Here is a 21,185-nt window from a genome sequence, read left to right as displayed (position 1 = left end):
AGGATGCCTCAGCCGAGGTGCGTGGGCGCGAACATCCGCAGCAGGGCCGGGAGTACGACCACCGAGGGGCCCGGCGCCGACAGGGCCTCGGCCAGGTCCGCCTCCAGGGTTTCCGGGGAGGTCCGTACGCCCGGTACGCCGAAGGACTCCGCGAGGGCCACATAGTCCGGGCGCGTCAGTTCCGTCCCGGTGGGGGTGCCGAAGGCGTCGGTCATGTACTCGCGGAGGATGCCGTAGCCGCCGTCGTCGACGATGAGCCAGGTGACGGGGAGGTTCTCCTGCCTGGCCGTGGCCAGTTCGGCGATCGAGTAGAGGGCGCCGCCGTCGCCGGAGACCGCAAGGACCGGGCGGGACGGGTCGGCGGCGGCCGCGCCGAGGGCCGCGGGGAAGGCGTAGCCGAGGCCGCCGGCGCCCTGGGCGGAGTGCATGGTGTTGGGGCCCTCGGGGTCGAAGGCGGACCAGGCCCAGTAGGACAGGATCGTCATGTCCCAGAAGGACGGCGAGTCGGCGGGCAGGGCCGCGCGGATCGACGTCAGCAGGGCCTGTTCCAGGGTGAGTTCCTGCGCCGCGAGGCGTTCGCGGACGCGGGACAGCAGGGCTCGTACGCGGGCCGGGGCCTCGGGGTCCTCGCGGGGGGTCACCGTCTCCAGCAGGGCCTGGAGGGCCAGTCGGGCGTCGGCGTGGATGCCGAGGGCCGGGTGGTTGGACTCCAGTTTGCCGAGGTCGGCCTCGATCTGGATCACCCGGCCGCGCGGGCTGAACGTGTGGTAGTTCGAGGAGAGTTCGCCGAGGCCCGAGCCGACGACGAGCAGGACGTCGGCGTCCTCCAGGAAGTCCGTGGTGTGGCGGTCCTCCAGCCAGGACTGGAGGGACAGGGGGTGCGTCCAGGGGAAGGCGCCCTTGCCGCCGAAGGTCGTGACGACGGGGGCCGCGAGCCGCTCGGCGAGCTGTCGCAGTTTGCCGGACGCGTCCGCGCGGACCACTCCCCCGCCCGCGATGATCGCCGGCCGAGCGGCACGGGAGAGCAGATCGGCGGCCACCGCGGTCAGTTCGGGGCGGGGCGGCAGGTCGTCGGGGAAGGCGTCCACGCCGGTCACCACCGGGATCGCCGTCTCGGCGAGGAGCACGTCCTGGGGGATCTCCACCCACACCGGGCCGTGCGGGGCCGTCAGCGCCGACGTCCAGGCCGCCGCGATCGCCGAGGGGATCTGCGACGGGGTGCGGACCGTGTGGACCGACTTCGCCACGCCCCGGAAGGAGGCGGCCTGGTCGGGGAGTTCGTGCAGATAGCCGTGGCGGCCGCCGCCCAGGCCCGCCGTCGGGATCTGGCTGCTGATCGCCAGCACGGGCGCCGAGGCGGAGGCCGCCTCGTGCAGCGCCGCGAGCGAGGTCAGCGCGCCCGGGCCGGTGGACAGCAGCAGCGGGGCGGCCTCCCCGGTGATCCGGCCGTAGGCGTCCGCCGCGAAGCCCGCGTTGTTCTCCACCCGCAGGCCGAGGTAGCGCAGGGAGGAGCGGCGCAGGGCGTCGAACACGCCCAGCGCGTGCTGGCCGGGCAGCCCGAAGACCGTGGTCGCGCCCAGCGCGGCCAGGGTCTCCACGACGAGGTCTCCGCCGATCCGGCCGGGCGGCGGATCGAGCGCGGCCTTCGTCTGCGCGGCCGTCGGGCGGAGCACCAGGTCGTGGTCGTGGGTCACTGCGCGCGAGCCTCCGCGATCTGCCGGGACATGATGGTCGTCAGTTCGTACGCCGTGTGGGACGCGGCCACCGACGTGATCTCCGCGTGATCGTACGCGGGCGCCACCTCGACGACGTCGGCGGAGACCAGGTTGCAGGAGGCGAGCCCGCGCAGGATCTCCAGGAGCTCGCGGGAGGTCATGCCGCCGGCCTCCGGGGTTCCGGTGCCGGGGGCGTGCGCCGGGTCCAGGCAGTCGATGTCGATGGAGATGTACAGCGGCCGGTCGCCGATGCGCTGCCGGAGCTGGTCGGCGACCTCGTCGGCGCCGCGCCGGTAGATGTCGGCGGAGGTGACGATGCCGAAGCCCATCTTCTCGTCGTCGGTGAGGTCCTGCTTGCCGTACAGCGGGCCGCGGGTGCCGACGTGCGAGAGGGCCTCGGTGTCGAGGATGCCCTCCTCCACGGCCCGGCGGAACGGGGTGCCGTGCGTGTACTCGGCCCCGAAGTAGGTGTCCCAGGTGTCGAGGTGGGCGTCGAAGTGGAGCAGCGCGACCGGGCCGTGCCTCTTCGCCACGGACCGCAGCAGGGGCAGCGCGATGGTGTGGTCGCCGCCCAGGGTCATCAGCCGGGCGCCGGTGCCGAGCAGCTCGTCCGCCGCGGCCTCGACCGTCTCGACGGCCTCGTTGATGTTGAACGGGTTCACGGCGATGTCCCCGCCGTCCGCGACCTGCGCGAGGGCGAACGGGGAGGCGTCCTGCGCGGGGTTGTACGGCCGCAGCAGCCGGGACGCCTCACGGATCGCGTTGCCGCCGAAGCGGGCGCCCGGCCGGTACGAGACACCCGAGTCGAACGGCACCCCGACCACGGCCACGTCGGCGCGGCCGACCTCGTCGAGGCGGGGCAGCCGGGCGAAGGTCGCGGGACCGGCGTACCGCGGGACGCGGGAGGAGTCGACGGGGCCGCGGGGCGTGTCGTTGCCGCTCATGGTCACATGCCTTCTTTCCTGGGGGGTGCCTCCACGGTAGGTGGCCGACCGACGGCTGCGAAGCGTACGTTTCATCCATACGGCGTCCAGGAAATGGAGGGAACGCACACCATGTCCGAGAAGCCCGCGGTCCCCCTCACCCCACCGGTCCCCCTCGCCGCACTGCTGGCCCGCGATGATCTGGCCCTGCGGCAGATCGCCGGGCCCGCCGACGCCGACACGGTCCTGCACGGGGCGCACACCTCGGAGATGGCCGACCCGTACCCGTATCTGCTGGGCGGCGAGCTGCTGCTGACGGCCGGGGTCCACATCCCGGAGGCGGCCGGATCGGGCACCTACTTCGACGACTACGTGGCCCGGATCGTGGCGGGGGGCGGCGCGGCCCTCGGCTTCGGTGTGGCCCCGGTGCACGACACGGTGCCGCGTGCCCTGGTCGCTGCCTGCGAGACACACGGCCTCCCCCTCGTCGAGGTCCCGCCCCGCACCACGTTCGCGACCGTGGCCCGGGCGGTCTGGCAGCTGATGGAGCGGGCCCGCACGGCCGAGCTGCGCCGGGTGACGGAGGCCCAGCAGAGCCTCGCCTCCGCCGCCGCCCGCCCCGACCCGGTCCCCTCCGTCCTGCGCCGGCTGGCCTCTCGGATCGGGGGCAGGGCGGTGCTCTACGGCCCTGAGGGCACGCAGATCGCGACGGCGGGCCCGGCCGCGGACACCGACGACGCCCTCTCCGCCCTCGCCCACCGGCTCACCGCCCGCGGCTCCAGCACCGCCAGCGACACCACTCCCACGGGCGCCCACCTCACGGCCTACGCGCTGAGCCACGACTTCGTCCTGACCGTCGCCACCCCCACCCACGAACCGGGCGACCACACCATCGCCTCCGTCGCGGCGGTCCTCCTGACGCTCCTGACCGGCACCCAGGAGACGGGCTCGGCAACGGCCCGCACCTCGGCCCTCGTACGCCTGCTCCTGGGGGCGACACCGGAGGAGGTGACGCCCCTCCTGGCCACGGGCGACCGATGGCTCGTCGTCCACGCCTCACCTTCCGGCCGACGGGAGCACCCCCGCCCAGGGGCGCGGGGAACCGCGCGAGCGGCCACAACGCACCCGCAACCGCCCGACCGGCTCGCCGTCACCACCCTGGCCGCTTCCCTCGGCTCCCCCTTGGTGGACCTCCGAGCCGACGTCGTCCGCGTCCTCGTACCGGCCGACCGCACTCCCGGACCCCACCCCGACTGGACCTTCGGCGTCAGTGACGAGGTGCCCGCACACCACCTCGCCACAGCCGACGCGCAAGCGTCCCGCGCCCTGGCCCGCGCCCGCGCGACCCGCACCCCTCTCGCCCGCCACTCCCCCCACAGGTCCTTCGCCTCCCTGCTCCCCCCGGAGGACGCCCGCGCCCTCCTCGCCCCTCTCGGCGACACCCCCGCCCTGAAGGAGACCCTCCGCACCTGGCTCTCCCTCCATGGAAGCTGGGACAGGACCGCCGTCGCCCTGTCCGTGCACCGCAACACCGTCCGCCAGCGCATGGCCCGGTGCGCCGCCCTCCTCGGGACGGATCTGGACGACCCGGACGTCCGCATGGAGCTGTGGTTCGCCCTGCGCGTGATCGACCAGTGACGCATGTCCCAGCGCCCGGAACGGTGACGACGGCCACAGTCCGCTGCCCCACAATGGGGACCATGCCGATACCCGGGACCCCCAGCCGCGCCGAACTCGTCGACCACCTCGTCAGAACCCGTATCGCGGGTGAGGTCGCCACGCCGCGCGAGAACAACCTCTCCCACTACCGCCAGCTCGCCAACGGCAACCGCAACTACTGGTTCGGCCTGGACCTCGGCGACCGCTGGACGGACGAGCAGGACGTGCTCGCGGTGATGGCGGAGCGGGTGGGTGTCAACGACGACCCCGAGTACCGGTACGGCCAGGACACCATCGACCCCGAGCTGACCGTCGACGGCCTGGACCGGATGGCGGCGCGGCTGCGCAAGGCCGCCGAGGGGCGTCAGCGGGTGCTGTGCGCCACCGGTCACCCGGGCGGTCTGCTGGACGTGCACCACGCCACCGCCGCCGCGCTGCGCACGGCCGGCTGCGAGATCGTGGTGATCCCTGACGGGCTGCAGACGGACGAGGGATACGTCTGGCAGGTCGCGGACGTGGCGGTGCTGGAGCACGGGGCGACCCTGTGGCACACCCACTCGGGAGAGCCGATGAAGGCGATCCTGACCGCGCTGGAGCGGGAGGGCCGCCCGCTGCCCGACCTGGTGGTCGCCGACCACGGCTGGGCGGGGTACGCGGGACAGCACGGCGTGGACTCCGTCGGCTACGCCGACTGCAACGACCCGGCGCTGTTCGTCGCGGAGGCGGAGGGGACCGTACAGGTGGCGGTCCCCCTCGACGACCATGTGCCGACCCCGCGCCACTACGACCCGATGGTCGCGTACCTGCTGGCGGAGGCCGGCCTCAGGGAGCGTCAGACGGGTTGACCGCCGGCCCGCGGGACGCGGACCACGCCCTCCTGGATCACCGAGACCGCGAGCCGTCCGTCCTGCGTGTAGATGCGGGCCTGGCCGAGGCCGCGCCCGCCGGACGCGGACGGCGACTCCTGGTCGTACAGCAGCCACTCGTCCGCGCGGAACGGGCGGTGGAACCACATCGCGTGGTCCAGGGAGGCCCCGACGACGTCCCCGACGGCCCAGCCGCCGCGCCCGTGCGCGAGCAGGATGGAGTCGAGGAGGGTCATGTCGGAGACGTACGTCGCGAGGACGACGTGCAGGAGAGGGTCGTCGGCGAGCTTGCCGTTGGTGCGGAACCAGACCTGGCTGTGCGGTTCGCGCGGCTCGCCGAACCTGCCGTAGGGCGGGTCGTCGACGTACCGCAGGTCGATCGCCTCGCGGGCCTCGAGGAACCGCTCGACGATCGCCGGGTCGAGATGGTCGTAGCCGCGCAGCCGTTCCTGGCCGGTGGGGACCATCTCGGGGTCGGGGGCGGGCGGCATGGGGGCCTGGTGGTCGAGGCCCTCCTCGTACGACTGGAAGGACGCCGACAGCGCGAAGATCGGCCGGCCGTGCTGGACGGCGACCGCGCGGCGGGTCGTGAAGGAGCGGCCGTCGCGGATCCGCTCGACGTTGTAGACGATGGGCGCGCCCGGGTCGCCCATGCGCAGGAAGTACGCGTGCAGGGAGTGGGCGTGCCGGTCGGCGGGGACCGTGCGCCCGGCGGCGACCAGCGCCTGCGCCGCCACCTGTCCCCCGAAGACGCGGGGGACGACGGCGGAGCGGGACCGGCCGCGGAAGATGTTCTCCTCGATCTGCTCGAGGTCGAGCAGATCGAGGAGATCCTGGAGTGCCTGGCTCATGGCGTCTGGTTGTAGCAGCCGGTTGTTGCCGGAACCCTACAGACCCATGTCCTTGGCGATGATCGACTTCATGATCTCGCTGGTGCCGCCGTAGATCCGGTTGACGCGGTTGTCGGCGTACAGGCGGGCGATCGGGTACTCGTTCATGAAGCCGTAGCCGCCGTGGAGCTGGAGGCAGCGGTCGATGACGCGGTGGGCGACCTCGGTGGTGAACAGCTTGGCGGAGGCGGCCTCGGCGGCGGTCAGCTCGCCGGCGTCCAGGGCCTCGGTGGCGCGGTCCACGACGGCCTCGGCGGCGTCCACCTCGGCCTGGCAGGCGGCCAGCTCGAACTTGGTGTTCTGGAAGGACGCGACGGTCTGGCCGAAGACGGTGCGCTGCTGCACGTAGTCCTTGGCGAACCTGATGGCGGCCTTGGCCTGGGCGTAGGCGCCGTAGGCGATGCCCCAGCGCTCGGAGGCCAGGTTGTGGCCGAGGTAGTAGAAGCCCTTGTTCTCCTCGCCGAGGAGGTCCTCGACGGGGATCTTGACGTCGACGAACGCCAGCTCGGCGGTGTCGGAGGTCTTCAGGCCGAGCTTGTCGAGCTTGCGGCCGACGGAGTAGCCCTCGGCCTTGGTGTCGACGACGAAGAGGGAGATGCCGTGGCGGCGGTCCTCGGCGGTCGGCGCGGAGGTGCGGGCGCAGACGATCATGCGGTCGGCGTGGACGCCGCCGGTGATGAAGGTCTTGGCGCCGTTGAGGACGTAGTGGGTGCCGTCCTCGGAGAGCTTGGCGGTGGTGCGCATGCCGGCGAGGTCGGAGCCGGTGCCCGGCTCGGTCATCGCGATGGCCCACATCTCCTCGCCGGAGACGAACTTCGGCAGGTAGCGCTTCTTCTGCTCGTCGGTGGCGAGGAGCTTGATGTACGGCAGGCCGAGCAGGACGTGCACGCCGGAGCCGCCGAAGGTGATGCCGGCGCGGGCGGTCTCCTCGTAGAGGACGGCCTCGAACTTGTAGGAGTCGATGCCGGCGCCGCCGTACTCCTCGTCGACGCGGATGCCGAAGACGCCGAGCTCGGCGAGCTTGTAGTAGAAGTCGCGCGGCGCCTGGCCGGCGGCGAGCCACTCGTCGTAGACGGGGACGACCTCGGCCTCGATGAAGGCCCGGAGGGTCTCCCGGAACGCCTCGTGATCCTCGTTGAACACCGTACGGCGCACCGCCGCCACCTCCACCTGGCTCAAAAGGTCGTACCTAAGCGCTTGCTCAGATGATTACCGTACCGGTGGGTAGGGAGGGGCGTCCAGAGGCTTCGGGGGGCTGCGCCCGTAACGCTCGTCACGCCGACGGGCTAGGGGGTGTTTCGAAAGTCCCGCACAGCACCCGCGGCGCCCGGCACGCACTCGCGCCGCACCGGCCGAAACCCCAAGTACGTCCAGTACGAGGGCTTTCGTCCGGCACGCCGAGAGCACGCACCGGACACCGCGGGCACCGCACAGGACTTTCGAAACACCCCCTAGGCGCCCCGGTCAGGCCCCCGCCGCCGCGAACGCCCCCCGCGCCATCCGGTGCAGCAGGGCCGCCGTCGTCGTGCGGCCCGGGACGGAGCCGGGGCGGGCCAGGTGGGGGGTGGAGTTGAGCAGGCCGAAGACGGAGTGGACGGCCGAGCGGGCCGCCGGTTCGGTGAGGGCCGGGTAGATCTCGCGGACCACCTCCACCCACAGCTCGACGTACTGCCGCTGGAGCTGGCGGACCAGCTTGCGATCGCTGTCGCGGAGGCGGTCCAGCTCACGGTCGTGCAGGGTGATCAGGGGGCGGTCGTCGATCGCGAAGTCGATGTGCCCCTCGATGAGCGAGTCGAGGACCACCTCCGCCGATCCCCCGTCGGCCTCCGCCAGACGCCGCTTCGCGCCCGTCAGGAGCTGGCCGCTGATGCCCACCAGCAGCTCGGCGAGCATCGCGTCCTTGCCCGGGAAGTGCCGGTACAGACCCGGGCCGCTGATCCCGACCGCGGCTCCTATCTCGTCGACCCCGACGCCGTGGAAACCGCGCTCGGCGAACAGCCGCGCGGCCTCCTTGAGGATCTGCTCGCGGCGGGTGGGGGCGTCGGTTCTGGTGGCCATGAAAGTAATTCTAGACAGCGAGGTTAGCGGTCGTTAACCTGATGGAAATGGTTAACGCTCATTAACAGACGACGCCGACGACGGACGCCGGGTGAGGGGAACCGCAGGATGGAGCAGGCACCGGAGCTGACGAGCGCGGCGGATCCCGCGTCGGAGGCCTGGCGGGCCAACGAGCGGGCGCACCGCGAGCTCGTCGGGGAACTGCAGGACAAGCTCGCCGCCGCCCGGCTCGGAGGCGGCGAGAAGGCGCGGGCGCGGCACACCGCGCGCGGGAAGCTGCTGCCCCGGGACCGGGTCGACGGGCTGCTCGACCCCGGCTCGCCCTTCCTCGAACTCGCGCCGCTCGCCGCCGACGGGATGTACGGGGGGCAGGCCCCGGCCGCCGGGGTGATCGCCGGGATCGGGCGGGTCGGCGGGCGCGAGTGCGTGATCGTCGCCAACGACGCCACGGTCAAGGGCGGCACGTACTACCCGATGACCGTGAAGAAGCACCTGCGGGCGCAGGAGGTGGCCCTGGAGAACCGTCTGCCCTGTCTGTACCTGGTGGACTCGGGCGGCGCCTTCCTGCCGATGCAGGACGAGGTGTTCCCCGACCGTGAGCACTTCGGGCGGATCTTCTACAACCAGGCCCGGATGTCGGCGGCCCGGATCCCGCAGATCGCGGCCGTCCTCGGCTCGTGCACGGCCGGCGGGGCGTACGTCCCTGCGATGAGCGACGAGGCCGTGATCGTCCGGGGCCAGGGCACGATCTTCCTGGGCGGTCCCCCGCTGGTGAAGGCCGCCACGGGTGAGGTCGTCACCGCGGAGGAGCTGGGCGGCGGCGAGGTGCACTCCCGGATCTCCGGCGTCACCGACCATCTCGCCGAGGACGACGCCCACGCCCTGCGGATCGTACGGACCATCGCCGCCACGCTCCCCGCGCGCGGGCCGCTCCCCTGGGAGACCGCGCCGGTCGTCGAGCCCAAGGTCGACCCCTACGGGCTGTACGGGGCGGTCCCGGTGGACTCCCGGACCCCCTACGACGTACGGGAGGTCATCGCGCGCGTGGTGGACGGCTCGCGGTTCGCCGAGTTCAAGGCCGAGTTCGGGCAGACCCTGGTCACCGGCTTCGCCCGGATCCACGGCCACCCGGTCGGGATCGTCGCCAACAACGGCATCCTGTTCTCCGAGTCCGCGCAGAAGGGCGCCCACTTCATCGAGCTGTGCGACCAGCGCGGGATCCCGCTGGTGTTCTTGCAGAACATCTCCGGGTTCATGGTCGGCAAGGACTACGAGGCCGGCGGTATCGCCAAGCACGGCGCCAAGATGGTGACGGCGGTGGCCTGCACACGCGTGCCGAAGCTGACGGTGGTGGTCGGCGGGTCGTACGGCGCCGGGAACTACTCGATGTGCGGCCGGGCCTACTCCCCCCGCTTCCTGTGGATGTGGCCCAACGCCAAGATCTCCGTGATGGGTGGCGAGCAGGCCGCCTCGGTCCTCGCGACCGTCAAGCGGGACCAGCTGGAGGCCGGCGGCGAGAGCTGGCCGCCGGAGGAGGAAGAGGCCTTCAAGGCCCCGATCCGCGCCCAGTACGAGCGTCAGGGCAACGCCTACTACGCCACCGCCCGCCTCTGGGACGACGGCGTCATCGACCCGCTGGAGACCCGCCAGGTGCTGGGCCTCGCCCTGACCGCCTGCGCCAACGCGCCGCTGGGTGACCCCCAGTTCGGCGTCTTCCGGATGTGAGGACCGATGTTTGAGACAGTGCTCGTCGCCAACCGGGGCGAGATCGCCGTCCGGGTCGTCCGTACGCTGCGCTCGCTGGGCGTGCGCTCGGTGGCGGTCTTCTCCGACGCCGACGCCGACGCACGCCACGTACGGGAGGCCGACACCGCCGTACGGCTCGGTCCGGCGCCGGCCGCCGAGAGCTATCTGTCGGTGGAGCGGCTGCTGGAGGCCGCCGCCCGCACCGGCGCCCAGGCCGTCCACCCGGGCTACGGCTTCCTCGCGGAGAACGCGGCCTTCGCGCGCGCCTGCGAGGAGGCGGGACTGGTCTTCATCGGGCCGCCCGCCGACGCCATCTCCCTCATGGGCGACAAGATCCGCGCCAAGGAGACCGTGCAGGCGGCCGGGGTGCCGGTCGTCCCCGGCGGACGGGACCCCGACCTCGCGGAGGCGGCCCGGGAGCTGGGCGCGCCCGTCCTGCTCAAGCCGTCCGCGGGCGGCGGCGGCAAGGGCATGCGGCTGGTGCGCGACCTCACCCTGCTGGAGGAGGAGATCGCCGCCGCCCGCCGCGAGGCCCGCGCCTCCTTCGGCGACGACACGCTCCTCGTCGAGCGGTGGGTGGACCGGCCCCGGCACATCGAGATCCAGGTCCTGGCCGACGGCCACGGCAACGTCGTCCACCTGGGCGAGCGCGAGTGCTCGCTGCAACGGCGGCACCAGAAGGTCGTCGAGGAGGCGCCGAGCGTGCTCCTCGACGAGGAGATCCGGGCCGCGATGGGCGAGGCGGCCGTGCAGGCGGCGCGCTCCTGCGGGTACCGGGGCGCGGGCACGGTGGAGTTCATCGTCCCCGGCGGCGACCCGTCGTCGTACTACTTCATGGAGATGAACACCCGCCTCCAGGTGGAGCATCCGGTGACGGAGCTGGTCACCGGGCTGGACCTGGTGGAGTGGCAGCTGCGGGTCGCGGCGGGCGAGAAGCTGGACTTCGCCCAGGAGGACGTACGGCTCACCGGGCACGCGATCGAGGCGCGGATCTGCGCGGAGGACCCGGCGCGCGGGTTCCTGCCCTCCGGTGGAACGGTCCTGCGGCTGAGCGAACCCCGGGGCGACGGGGTGCGCACCGACTCCGGGCTCAGCGAGGGCACCGAGGTCGGCAGCCTCTACGACCCGATGCTGTCCAAGGTCATCGCCTACGGTCCCGACCGCCCGACCGCGCTCAGGAGACTCCGTGCCGCCCTCGCGGAGACGGTGACCCTGGGCGTGCAGACGAACGCCGGGTTCCTGCGCCGGCTGCTGGGCCATCCGGCCGTGGTGGCGGGCGAGTTGGACACCGGACTGGTGGAGCGGGTGGTGGACTCCCTCGTGCCGGCCGACGTGCCCGAAGAGGTGTACGAGGCGGCGGCGGCCGTACGGCTGGAAGGCCTGAAGCCGGGCGGTGCCGGGTGGACGGACCCCTTCTCGGTGCCGAGCGGCTGGCGCCTGGGGGGCACGCCGAAGCCGGTGGGCTTCTCCCTACGGGTCACCGAGCCCGTGGAGTACGTCCCGAGAGGCACCCACACCGTCACCGACGACCGGGTCTCGGTCACCCTCGACGGCGTCCGCCACACCTTCCACCGCGCCGCCGACTGGCTCGGCCGCGACGGTGAGTCCTGGCACGTGCGGGATCACGACCCGGTCGCCGCGTCCCTCACCGGGGCCGCGCACGCCGGTGCCGACTCGCTCACCGCGCCCATGCCCGGCACGGTGACGGTCGTGAAGGTCGCCGTCGGGGACGAGGTCGCCGCCGGGCAGAGCCTGCTGGTGGTGGAGGCGATGAAGATGGAGCACGTCATCTCCGCCCCGCACGCCGGCACGGTCGCCGAACTGGACGTCACCCCGGGCACGACGGTCGCCATGGACCAGGTCCTGGCCGTCGTCACCCCGTACGAGGAGGCCGCGGAATGACCGCTGAAGGGCTCCCCATGACCGTGCCCGCCCAGGATCTGCCCGCCCGGGTGCGGATCCACGAGGTCGGCGCGCGCGACGGGCTGCAGAACGAGAAGTCGGCCGTGCCGACCGAGGTGAAGGCCGAGTTCATCCGCCGGCTCGCCGACGCGGGCCTGACCACGATCGAGGCGACGAGTTTCGTGCACCCCGAGTGGGTGCCCCAGCTCGCCGACGCCGAGGACCTGTTCCCGCAGGTCGCGGACGTGCCGGTGGCACTGCCCGTCCTGGTGCCGAACCAGCGCGGCCTGGACCGCGCCCTCGCGCTCGGCGCCCGCCGGGTCGCCGTGTTCGCCAGCACCACCGAGTCCTTCGCCAAGGCCAACCTCAACCGCACGCTCGACGAGTCGCTCGCGGTGTTCGAGCCGGTCGTCCGGCGCGCGAAGGACGAGGGGGTGCACGTCCGCGGCTATGTCTCCATGTGCTTCGGCGACCCCTGGGAGGGCGCGGTCCCGCTGCACCAGGTCGTCCGGGTGTGCCGGTCCCTGCGGGACATGGGCTGCGACGAGCTGAGCCTCGGCGACACCATCGGGGTCGCGACCCCCGGCCATGTCCTCGAACTGCTCGCGCTGCTCAACGAGGAGGGCGTGCCGACGAACGTCCTCGGCGTGCACTTCCACGACACCTACGGGCAGGCGCTCGCCAACACCTACGCCGCCCTCGAACACGGCGTCACCACGGTCGACGCCTCCGCGGGCGGCCTCGGTGGCTGCCCGTACGCCAAGTCCGCCACCGGCAACCTCGCCACCGAAGACCTCGTGTGGATGCTGCACGGTCTCGGCATCGACACCGGGGTCGATCTCGGCCGCCTCGTCGCCACCAGCGTGTGGATGGCCGAACAACTGGGCCGACCCAGCCCCTCCCGCACCGTCCGCGCCCTCTCCCACAAGGACCAGTGATCAGCATGGACCACCGTCTCAGCCCCGAGCTGGAGGAACTCCGCCGTACGGTGGCGGAGTTCGCGCACGACGTCGTGGCGCCGAAGATCGGCGACTTCTACGAGCGCCACGAGTTCCCGTACGAGATCGTCCGCGAGATGGGCCGGATGGGCCTGTTCGGGCTGCCGTTCCCCGAGGAGTACGGCGGTATGGGCGGCGACTACCTGGCGCTCGGCATCGCCCTGGAGGAGCTGGCGCGGGTCGACTCGTCGGTGGCGATCACCCTGGAGGCGGGTGTCTCGCTGGGCGCCATGCCGATCCATCTCTTCGGCACGCAGGAGCAGAAGCGCCAGTGGCTGCCGCGGCTGTGCTCCGGGGAGGTCCTGGGCGCGTTCGGGCTGACCGAGCCCGACGGCGGCAGCGACGCGGGAGCCACGCGGACGACGGCCCGTCTCGACCCGGAGACGGACGAATGGGTGATCAACGGCACCAAGTGCTTCATCACCAACTCGGGCACCGACATCACCGGGTTGGTGACCGTCACGGCGGTCACCGGGCGCACACCGGACGGACGGCCGCTGATCTCCTCGATCATCGTCCCGTCGGGCACCCCGGGCTTCACGGTCGCCCAGCCCTACTCCAAGGTCGGCTGGAACGCCTCCGACACCCGGGAGCTGTCCTTCTCCGACGTGCGCGTGCCGGCGGCGAACCTGCTGGGCCAGGAGGGGCGCGGGTACGCGCAGTTCCTGCGGATCCTCGACGAGGGCCGGATCGCGATCGCCGCGCTGGCCACCGGGCTGGCGCAGGGCTGTGTGGACGAGTCGGTGAAGTACGCGCGGGAGCGGCACGCGTTCGGTCGGCCGATCGGCGCCAACCAGGCCATCCAGTTCAAGATCGCCGACATGGAGATGAAGGCGCACACCGCCCGGCTGGCATGGCGGGACGCGGCGTCGCGGCTGGTGGCGGGCGAGCCGTTCAAGAAGGAGGCGGCGCTGGCGAAGCTGTACTCGTCGACGATCGCCGTCGACAACGCCCGGGACGCCACCCAGGTGCACGGCGGGTACGGCTTCATGAACGAGTATCCGGTGGCCCGGATGTGGCGGGACTCCAAGATCCTGGAGATCGGGGAGGGGACGAGCGAGGTCCAGCGGATGCTGATCGCTCGGGAGCTGGGCCTGGCCGGCTGACTGGAAGTCATCGCTTTCACACCGTCAACTTGCCGTCGATTCCGGCAAGTTGACGGAATCCGAGGTGGCACGGACATCCCGCGGTTCGGGGATCGGATCACCCCCGCCCTGGACAGGATATGAGGTTAGGCTAACCTATCTTCGAACTTGTCCGGCGGTGATCCGCACGTTCGAAAGCAGCCACTCCCATGCCCAACGCCAGAGCCAACCACCTCACCCGCCGCGGCATCCTCGCCGCCGGTGGCGCCCTCGGCCTCGGTGCCGTGCTCGCAGCCTGCGGGGACGACGACGCGAAAAGCGGTGGCTCGGACTCGTCGGCGAGCGCCTCCGCCCAGTCCGGTCCCTGGACCTTCAAGGACGACCGCGGCACCACCGTGAAGCTCGACGAGGTACCGGCGAACATCGTCGCGTTCACCGGTGTCGGCGCCGCCCTCTACGACTACGGCGTCCAGGTCAAGGGCGTGTTCGGCCCGACGAAGACCACCGACGGCAAGGCCGACGTCCAGGCCGGCGACATGGACATCTCCAAGGTGACGATCCTCGGCAACGTCTGGGACGAGTTCAACGTGGAGAAGTACGCCGCCCTCGCGCCCGACGTCCTCATCTCCACGATGTTCGACGACGCCGGCACCCTCTGGTACGTCCCCGAGGCGTCCAAGGACAAGATCGCCAAGCTCGCCCCGACGGTCGGCATCTCCGTGTACGACCGTCAGCTCACCGCTCCGCTCGAGCGGATGTGGGAGCTGGCCGAGTCGCTCGGGGCGGACATGACCGCGGCGAAGGTCACCGACGCGAAGAAGCGGTTCGAGGCGGCGGCCACGCGGCTGCGCGCCGCGGCGAAGGCGAAGCCCGACATCAAGGTCATGGCCGGGTCCGCGAGCGCCGAGCTGTTCTACGTCTCCGGCTCCAACCTCTCCATCGACCTGGAGTACTTCAAGGCGCTCGGTGTGAACTTCGTGGAGCCGCCGGAGAGTGCGAAGAAGCAGGGTGGCGGCTGGTACGAGTCGCTGAGCTGGGAGAACGTCGACAAGTACGCGGCGGACATCATCATGATGGACGACCGGACCTCGGCGCTGCAGCCTTCGGCGATCACCGAGGCGACCTGGAAGAAGCTTCCTGCGGTGAAGGCCGGCCAGGTCATCGCCCGTTCGCCGGAGCCGATCCTGTCGTACGACAAGTGTGTGCCGCTTCTCGAGAACCTCGCCGAGGCTCTGGAGAAGGCGAAGAAGGTCGCCTGATCAGGGTGGCCCGATGTTGTGGGTGAGCTGCGGGCCGGTTGTGGCCGGCCGCGCGGTTCCCCGCGCGCCCAGGTGAGTTGCCCTGCCCCACGCTTTCGGGAGCACCCCATGACCACGGCCGTCGCCGCGCCCTTCCGTTTCTTCTCGCTTCACGTGGTCCGGACTCGGCGGCTCGGGTCGTCGCTCGTCCGGATCTCCTTCGCCGGAGAAGACCTTCGGCACTTCTTCTCCCACGGGCGGGATCAGTCGCTCTCGCTCTTTCTGCCGCACCCCGGGCAGTCCGCGCCCGCCGTTCCCTTCGAGTTGGGGGACGGGTGGTGGCAGGGGTGGCGGGAGCTGCCCGACGACGTGCGGGCCGTGATGCGGTCGTACACGCTGCGGGCGCTGCGACGGGATCCCGATGAGATCGACGTCGACTTCGTGCTGCACACCCCCGCCGGGCCCGCCTCCGCCTGGGCCGACCGGGCCGCCGAAGGGGATCGGGTGGTGTTGCTGGGGCCCGCGATCGCCGACAACCGGGCCATTCGGTTCCGGCCGCCGCGGGACACCGATCTGGTGGTGCTGCTGGGCGACGAGACCGCGCTTCCCGCCATCTCGGCGATCCTGGAGTCGCTGCCGTCCGGGCAGCGGGTGCGGGCCTGGATCGAGGTGCGCGACACGGGCGATGTGCAGGATCTGATGACCGTCGCCGACGCCGAGATCACCTGGGTCGGGGCCGGGCGCTCCCTCGATGCCGTACGGGAGGCCCGGCTGCCGTCCGCCGTCCAGCCGTACGTCTGGATCGCCGGTGAGTCCGGGTCCGTGAAGGCGTTGCGGCGGCACTTCGTGCGGGAGCGCGGGATCGACCGGCGTCGGGTCACGTTCGTCGGTTACTGGCGTGAGGGGCTGACGGAGGAACAGCTGCGCGAACGCGAGTGAGCGAGTGACGTGATCACAGTCACCAGAGGGGCGGAGCCTCCCCATGGTCAATTAGGTTAGGCTAACCTAAGTTGACCCCGGGGCTCCGCCCCTCTGTCCGTCCCGCAGCGGACCCGCCCCCACCCCCGGAAGGCTCCCCATGCGCTCGCACCTGCTCAACGACACCACCGCGGAGCAGTACCGCCGCTCCGTGACCGAAGGAGTCGAGCGGGTGGCCGCCAAACTCGCCGCCACCGACCGTCCGTTCACCGGTGTCACGGTCGACGCTCTCACCCCCCGCATCGACGGCATCGACCTCGACCGGCCCCTGTACGACACCGCCGCGGTGCTCGACGAGCTGGAGGAGGTCTACCTCCGCGACGCGATCTACTTCCACCACCCGCGCTACCTCGCCCACCTCAACTGCCCGGTCGTCATCCCGGCCGTCCTCGGCGAGGCCGTCCTCTCCGCCGTCAACTCCTCCCTGGACACCTGGGACCAGTCGGCGGGCGGCACGCTGATCGAGCGGAAACTGATCGACTGGACGACCGAGCGCATCGGCCTCGGCCCGGCCGCCGACGGGGTGTTCACCTCCGGTGGCACACAGAGCAATCTCCAGGCGCTGCTGCTCGCCCGGGAGGAGGCCAAGAGCGACTCGCTCGCGAAACTGCGGATCTTCGCCTCCGAGGTCAGCCACTTCAGCGTGAAGAAGTCCGCGAAACTGCTGGGCCTGGGGCAGGACGCGGTCGTGTCGGTCCCCGTCGGCCACGACAAGCGGATGCAGACCGTCGCGCTCGCCCATGAGCTGGAGCGCTGCAAGAAGGCCGGTCTCGTCCCCATGGCCGTCGTCGCCACCGCCGGCACCACCGACTTCGGCTCCATCGACCCGCTGCCCGAGATCGCCGAGCTCTGCTCGCAGTACGGCGCCTGGATGCACGTCGACGCCGCCTACGGCTGCGGACTGCTCGCCTCCCTGAAGTACCGGCACCGCATCGACGGCATCGAGCGCGCCGACTCCGTCACCGTCGACTACCACAAGTCCTTCTTCCAGCCGGTGAGTTCCTCCGCCGTGCTGGTCCGGGACGCGGCCACGCTGCGGCACGCCACCTACCACGCCGAGTACCTGAACCCGCGCCGGATGGTGCAGGAACGTATCCCCAACCAGGTGGACAAGTCCCTGCAGACCACCCGCCGGTTCGACGCGCTCAAGCTCTGGATGACCCTGCGCACCATGGGCGCCGACGGCGTCGGACAGCTCTTCGACGAGGTGTGCGACCTGGCCGTCGAGGGCTGGGGCCTGCTGGCCGCCGACCCGCGCTTCGACGTCGTCGTGCAGCCGTCGCTGTCCACCCTGGTCTTCCGCTACATCCCGCAGGCCGTGACCGACCCGGCCGAGATCGACCGCGCCAACCTCTACGCCCGCAAGGCCCTGTTCGCCTCCGGGGACGCCGTGGTCGCGGGCACCAAGGTCGCGGGCCGCCACTACCTGAAGTTCACCCTGCTCAACCCCGAGACGACCGCGGCCGACATCACCGCCGTCCTCGACCTGATCGCCGGCCATGCCGAGCAGTACCTGGGAGAGTCCCTTGACCGCGCTTCCTGAAGCCAGCCGCGCCTACGACTTCGTCGGCATCGGGCTCGGCCCCTTCAACCTCGGCCTCGCCTGCCTCACCGAGCCGATCGACGCGCTCGACGGCGTCTTCCTGGAGTCCAAGCCCGACTTCGAGTGGCACGCCGGCATGTTCCTCGACGGCGCCCATCTCCAGACGCCGTTCATGTCGGACCTGGTCACCCTGGCCGACCCGACCTCGCCGTACTCCTTCCTCAACTACCTGAAGGAGAAGGGGCGGCTCTACCAGTTCTACATCCGCGAGAACTTCTACCCGCTGCGCGTCGAGTACGACGACTACTGCCGCTGGGCCGCCGGAAAGCTGAGCAGCGTGCGCTTCTCGACGACCGTCGCCGAGGTGACGTACGACGAGAGCGACGCCCTGTACGCGGTACGGACCACGGACGGGGACGTGTTCCGCGCCCGCCGGCTGGTCCTCGGCACCGGCACCACCCCGTACGTCCCCGAGGTCTGCCGGGGCCTTGCGGGCGGGCTGTTCCACAACGCCGAGTACATGCGGCGCAAGGCCGAGCTCCAGTCGAAGAAGTCCATCACGATCGTCGGCAGCGGACAGAGCGCCGCCGAGATCTACCACGAGCTGCTCGCCGAGATCGACGTCCACGGCTACCAGCTCAACTGGGTCACCCGCTCCCCGCGGTTCTTCCCGCTGGAGTACACCAAGCTGACCCTGGAGATGACGTCCCCGGACTACATCGACTACTTCCGCGCGCTGCCCGAGGAGACCCGCTACCGGCTGGAGAAGCAGCAGAAGGGCCTGTTCAAGGGCATCAACTCGGATCTGATCGACTCGATCTTCGACCTGCTGTACCAGAAGGACGTCGAGCACGGCGACCGGCCGGTCCCCACCCGGCTGCTCACCAACTCCACACTGGGCAGCGCCCGTTACGAGGACGGCGTCTACCGGCTCGGCTTCCGCCAGGACGAGCAGGGCAAGGACTACGAGATCACCACCGAGGGCCTGGTGCTGGCCACCGGCTACCACTACGAGCCGCCCGCCTTCCTGGCGCCCATCCGCGACCGCCTCCGCTTCGACGAGCACGGCCGCTTCGACGTGGCCCGCAACTACGCCATCGACACCACCGGCCGGGGCGTGTTCCTGCAGAACGCCGGCGTGCACACGCACTCCGTCACGTCCCCCGACCTCGGCATGGGCCCGTACCGCAACAGCTCCATCATCCGTGAGCTGCTCGGCAGCGAGTACTACCCGGTCGAGAAGACCATCGCGTTCCAGGAGTTCGCCGTATGACCTTCACCTTCCGTCCGCTCGACCCCCTGCGGGACGCCGAGCTGCTGCACTCCTGGGTGACGCACCCCAAAGCGGCCTACTGGATGATGCAGGACGCCTCGCTGGTGGACGTCGAGCGCGCCTACATGGAGATCGCCGCCGACCCGCACCACCACGCCCTGCTGGGCCTCGACGAGGACGGCACACCGGTCTTCCTGATGGAGAAGTACGACCCCGTCCACCGCGAGCTGGTCGGGCTGTACGAGCCGCAGCCGGGCGACGTCGGCATGCACTTCCTCACCCCGGCGACCGACACGCCCGTGCACGGCTTCACCCGGGCCGTCATCACCGCCGTGATGGCGCACCTCTTCGACGACCCGGCCACCTCCCGGGTCGTCGTCGAGCCGGACGTCGCCAACACGGCGGTCCACGCCCTGAACGAGGCCGTCGGCTTCGTCGCCGCACGCGAGATCGAGAAGCCGGAGAAAAGGGCCCTGCTGAGCTTCTGCACCCGGGACCAGTTCCTCACCGCGCGGGGGGTGGCCGCGTGAGCCTCCCCGACGCCGTGGCCCACCTCTCCCCCGAGCGCTGGGAGCGGGCCAACCGCCTCCTCGTCCGCAAGGCCCTCGCCGAGTTCGCCCACGAGCGGCTCCTCACCCCCGAGGGGCGGGACGGGCGGTACGTCGTCCGCAGCGACGACGGACTGACGTCCTACCGCTTCACCGCCGTCCGCCGGGCCCTCGACCACTGGCAGGTGGACGCCGACTCGATCACCCGCACCCGCGACGGCGTCGAACTCCCGCTCGACGCACTGGACTTCTGCATCGAGCTCCGGCAGGCCCTCGGACTGAGCGACGCGATCCTGCCGGTCTATCTGGAGGAGATCTCCTCCACCCTCTCCAGCACCTGCTACAAGCTCACCAAACCGCAGGTCACGTCGGCCGAGCTGATCGTGAGCGGCTTCCAGGCCATCGAGACCGGGATGACCGAGGGGCACCCCTGCTTCGTCGCCAACAACGGGCGGCTCGGCTTCGGCGTCCACGAGTACCTGGCGTACGCCCCGGAGACCGCGAGCCCGGTCCGACTGGTGTGGCTGGCCGCGCACCGCTCCCGGGCGGCCTTCACGGCGGGCGTCGGCATCGAGTACGAGAGCTTCCTCCGCGAGGAGCTGGGCGCGGCGACCGTCGAGCGGTTCGAGGGGATCCTGCGCGCCCAGCACCTCGACCCCGCCGACTACCTCCTCGTCCCCGTCCACCCCTGGCAGTGGTGGAACAAGCTCACCGTCACCTTCGCCGCCGAGGTCGCCCGGAAGAACCTGGTGTGCCTGGGCGAGGGCGACGACGAGTATCTGGCCCAGCAGTCCATCCGGACCTTCTTCAACTCCTCGCACCCCGGGAAGCACTACGTCAAGACGGCCCTGTCCGTCCTCAACATGGGCTTCATGCGCGGCCTCTCCGCCGCCTACATGGAGGCCACGCCGGCGATCAACGACTGGCTGGCCCAGCTCATCGAGAACGACCCGGTGCTGAAGTCGACCGGTCTGTCGATCATCCGGGAGCGGGCGGCCGTGGGCTACCGGCACCTGGAGTACGAGGCGGCGACGGACCGCTACTCGCCGTACCGCAAGATGCTCGCCGCACTGTGGCGGGAGAGCCCGGTGCCCTCGCTCCAGGACGGCGAGTCGCTCGCGACGATGGCGTCCCTGGTCCATGTGGACCACGAGGGGACGTCGGTGGCGGCCGCGCTCGTCGAACGGTCGGGGCTCGCCCCGACCGAGTGGCTGCGCCACTACCTGGAGGCGTACTACACCCCGCTGCTGCACAGCTTCTACGCCTACGACCTGGTGTTCATGCCGCACGGCGAGAACACGATCCTCGTGCTGAGGGACGGGGTCGTCCAGCGGGCGATCTACAAGGACATCGCCGAGGAGATCGCCGTCCTCGACCCGGACGCGGTGCTTCCGCCCGAGGTGCGGCGGATCCGGGTCGAGGTGCCCGAGGACAGGAAACTGCTGTCGATCTTCACTGACGTCTTCGACTGCTTCTTCCGCTTCCTCGCGGCGAACCTCGCCGCCGAGGGGGTCCTGGAGGAGGACGACTTCTGGCGCACGGTCGCCGAGGTCACCCGCTCCTACCAGGAGGCGAACCCCGAACTCGCCGACCGGTTCCGCCAGTACGACCTGTTCGCCCCCGAGTTCGCCCTGTCCTGCCTCAACCGGCTCCAGCTGCGCGACAACGAGCAGATGGTGGACCTGGCCGACCCCTCGGGCGCCCTCCAGCTGATCGGCACCCTGAAAAATCCCGTCACAGGGTTCTGATCAAGCCGGCGGGTT

General features: G+C 71.2%; 17 protein-coding genes. 12 read left to right on the top strand and 5 right to left on the bottom strand.

Features of this window, described 5'->3' with window-relative positions; translation table 11 throughout:
* Positions 1-8: 8 nt before the first annotated feature.
* Entirely contained in the window at positions 9-1,694 is a 1,686-nt protein-coding gene (locus OG852_RS30975; protein ID WP_133911338.1) for a thiamine pyrophosphate-binding protein, read from the bottom strand.
* Positions 1,691-2,659, bottom strand: coding sequence for an agmatinase (gene speB, locus OG852_RS30970; protein WP_133911337.1), 969 nt, complete (start codon positions 2,657-2,659; stop codon positions 1,691-1,693). Before speB ends, OG852_RS30975 begins: the two co-directional genes overlap by 4 nt.
* Positions 2,660-2,770: 111 nt before the next feature.
* Here speB and OG852_RS30965 point away from each other — a divergent pair, with 111 nt between their 5' ends.
* Together OG852_RS30965 and OG852_RS30960 are read left to right on the top strand one after the other, a co-directional pair.
* Positions 2,771-4,276, top strand: a complete 1,506-nt coding sequence (locus tag OG852_RS30965; protein ID WP_330349648.1) for a helix-turn-helix domain-containing protein — start codon at positions 2,771-2,773, stop codon at positions 4,274-4,276.
* 62 nt (positions 4,277-4,338) lie between these two features.
* Positions 4,339-5,142, top strand: coding sequence for a phosphatase (locus OG852_RS30960; RefSeq protein ID WP_133911335.1), 804 nt, complete (start codon positions 4,339-4,341; stop codon positions 5,140-5,142).
* Here the strand turns inward: OG852_RS30960 and OG852_RS30955 are convergent.
* From OG852_RS30955 to OG852_RS30945, 3 genes are all read right to left on the bottom strand, one after another.
* Positions 5,130-6,014 carry an acyl-CoA thioesterase gene (locus OG852_RS30955; RefSeq protein WP_330349647.1) on the bottom strand — a complete coding sequence of 295 codons (885 nt, stop codon included), beginning with the start codon at positions 6,012-6,014 and terminating at the stop codon, positions 5,130-5,132. The genes OG852_RS30960 and OG852_RS30955 overlap by 13 nt on opposite strands.
* 36 nt (positions 6,015-6,050) lie before the next feature.
* Positions 6,051-7,208: an acyl-CoA dehydrogenase family protein gene (locus OG852_RS30950; protein WP_133911796.1), complete on the bottom strand. Its 1,158-nt coding sequence runs from the start codon at positions 7,206-7,208 to the stop codon at positions 6,051-6,053.
* A 309-nt stretch (positions 7,209-7,517) separates the two neighbouring features.
* Positions 7,518-8,111, bottom strand: coding sequence for an SACE_7040 family transcriptional regulator (locus OG852_RS30945; RefSeq protein ID WP_133911333.1), 594 nt, complete (start codon positions 8,109-8,111; stop codon positions 7,518-7,520).
* 108 nt (positions 8,112-8,219) lie between these two features.
* Here OG852_RS30945 and OG852_RS30940 point away from each other — a divergent pair, with 108 nt between their 5' ends.
* The 10 genes from OG852_RS30940 to OG852_RS30895 all read left to right on the top strand — a co-directional run bounded on the left by OG852_RS30940 (position 8,220) and on the right by OG852_RS30895 (position 21,170).
* The gene (locus OG852_RS30940; protein ID WP_330349646.1) at positions 8,220-9,836 is read left to right on the top strand and encodes a carboxyl transferase domain-containing protein; all 1,617 of its coding nucleotides are present in this window, start codon (positions 8,220-8,222) and stop codon (positions 9,834-9,836) included.
* A gap of 6 nt (positions 9,837-9,842) precedes the next feature.
* On the top strand, positions 9,843-11,759 hold the full coding sequence (locus OG852_RS30935) for an acetyl/propionyl/methylcrotonyl-CoA carboxylase subunit alpha (protein ID WP_133911331.1): 1,917 nt from the start codon (positions 9,843-9,845) through the stop codon (positions 11,757-11,759).
* Complete coding sequence (locus tag OG852_RS30930) at positions 11,756-12,697, top strand: hydroxymethylglutaryl-CoA lyase (RefSeq protein ID WP_330349645.1); 942 nt, start codon at positions 11,756-11,758, stop codon at positions 12,695-12,697. The genes OG852_RS30935 and OG852_RS30930 overlap by 4 nt, the downstream gene beginning before the upstream one ends.
* 5 nt (positions 12,698-12,702) lie before the next feature.
* The gene (locus OG852_RS30925; protein ID WP_133911329.1) at positions 12,703-13,863 is read left to right on the top strand and encodes an acyl-CoA dehydrogenase family protein; all 1,161 of its coding nucleotides are present in this window, start codon (positions 12,703-12,705) and stop codon (positions 13,861-13,863) included.
* Between the two features lie 188 nt (positions 13,864-14,051).
* Positions 14,052-15,101: an ABC transporter substrate-binding protein gene (locus OG852_RS30920; protein WP_133911328.1), complete on the top strand. Its 1,050-nt coding sequence runs from the start codon at positions 14,052-14,054 to the stop codon at positions 15,099-15,101.
* A 108-nt stretch (positions 15,102-15,209) separates the two neighbouring features.
* Positions 15,210-16,019 carry a siderophore-interacting protein gene (locus OG852_RS30915; protein ID WP_330349644.1) on the top strand — a complete coding sequence of 270 codons (810 nt, stop codon included), beginning with the start codon at positions 15,210-15,212 and terminating at the stop codon, positions 16,017-16,019.
* Between the two features lie 139 nt (positions 16,020-16,158).
* Positions 16,159-17,601: a lysine decarboxylase DesA gene (gene desA, locus OG852_RS30910; RefSeq protein ID WP_330349643.1), complete on the top strand. Its 1,443-nt coding sequence runs from the start codon at positions 16,159-16,161 to the stop codon at positions 17,599-17,601.
* Positions 17,585-18,874, top strand: coding sequence for a lysine N(6)-hydroxylase/L-ornithine N(5)-oxygenase family protein (locus tag OG852_RS30905; RefSeq protein WP_133911325.1), 1,290 nt, complete (start codon positions 17,585-17,587; stop codon positions 18,872-18,874). Before desA ends, OG852_RS30905 begins: the two co-directional genes overlap by 17 nt.
* Positions 18,871-19,404 carry a GNAT family N-acetyltransferase gene (locus OG852_RS30900; protein ID WP_330349642.1) on the top strand — a complete coding sequence of 178 codons (534 nt, stop codon included), beginning with the start codon at positions 18,871-18,873 and terminating at the stop codon, positions 19,402-19,404. The genes OG852_RS30905 and OG852_RS30900 overlap by 4 nt, the downstream gene beginning before the upstream one ends.
* Positions 19,401-21,170 (top strand): IucA/IucC family protein, encoded by a 1,770-nt coding sequence (locus OG852_RS30895; protein WP_330349641.1) that lies wholly within the window; start codon positions 19,401-19,403, stop codon positions 21,168-21,170. The genes OG852_RS30900 and OG852_RS30895 overlap by 4 nt, the downstream gene beginning before the upstream one ends.
* Positions 21,171-21,185: the final 15 nt, after the last annotated feature.

Origin of the sequence: Streptomyces sp. NBC_00582 (assembly GCF_036345155.1) — a bacterium.
Lineage (GTDB): Bacteria > Actinomycetota > Actinomycetes > Streptomycetales > Streptomycetaceae > Streptomyces.
The sequence above is the reverse complement of the archived record's forward strand: the minus strand, read 5'-3'. Positions and strand labels throughout refer to the sequence as shown.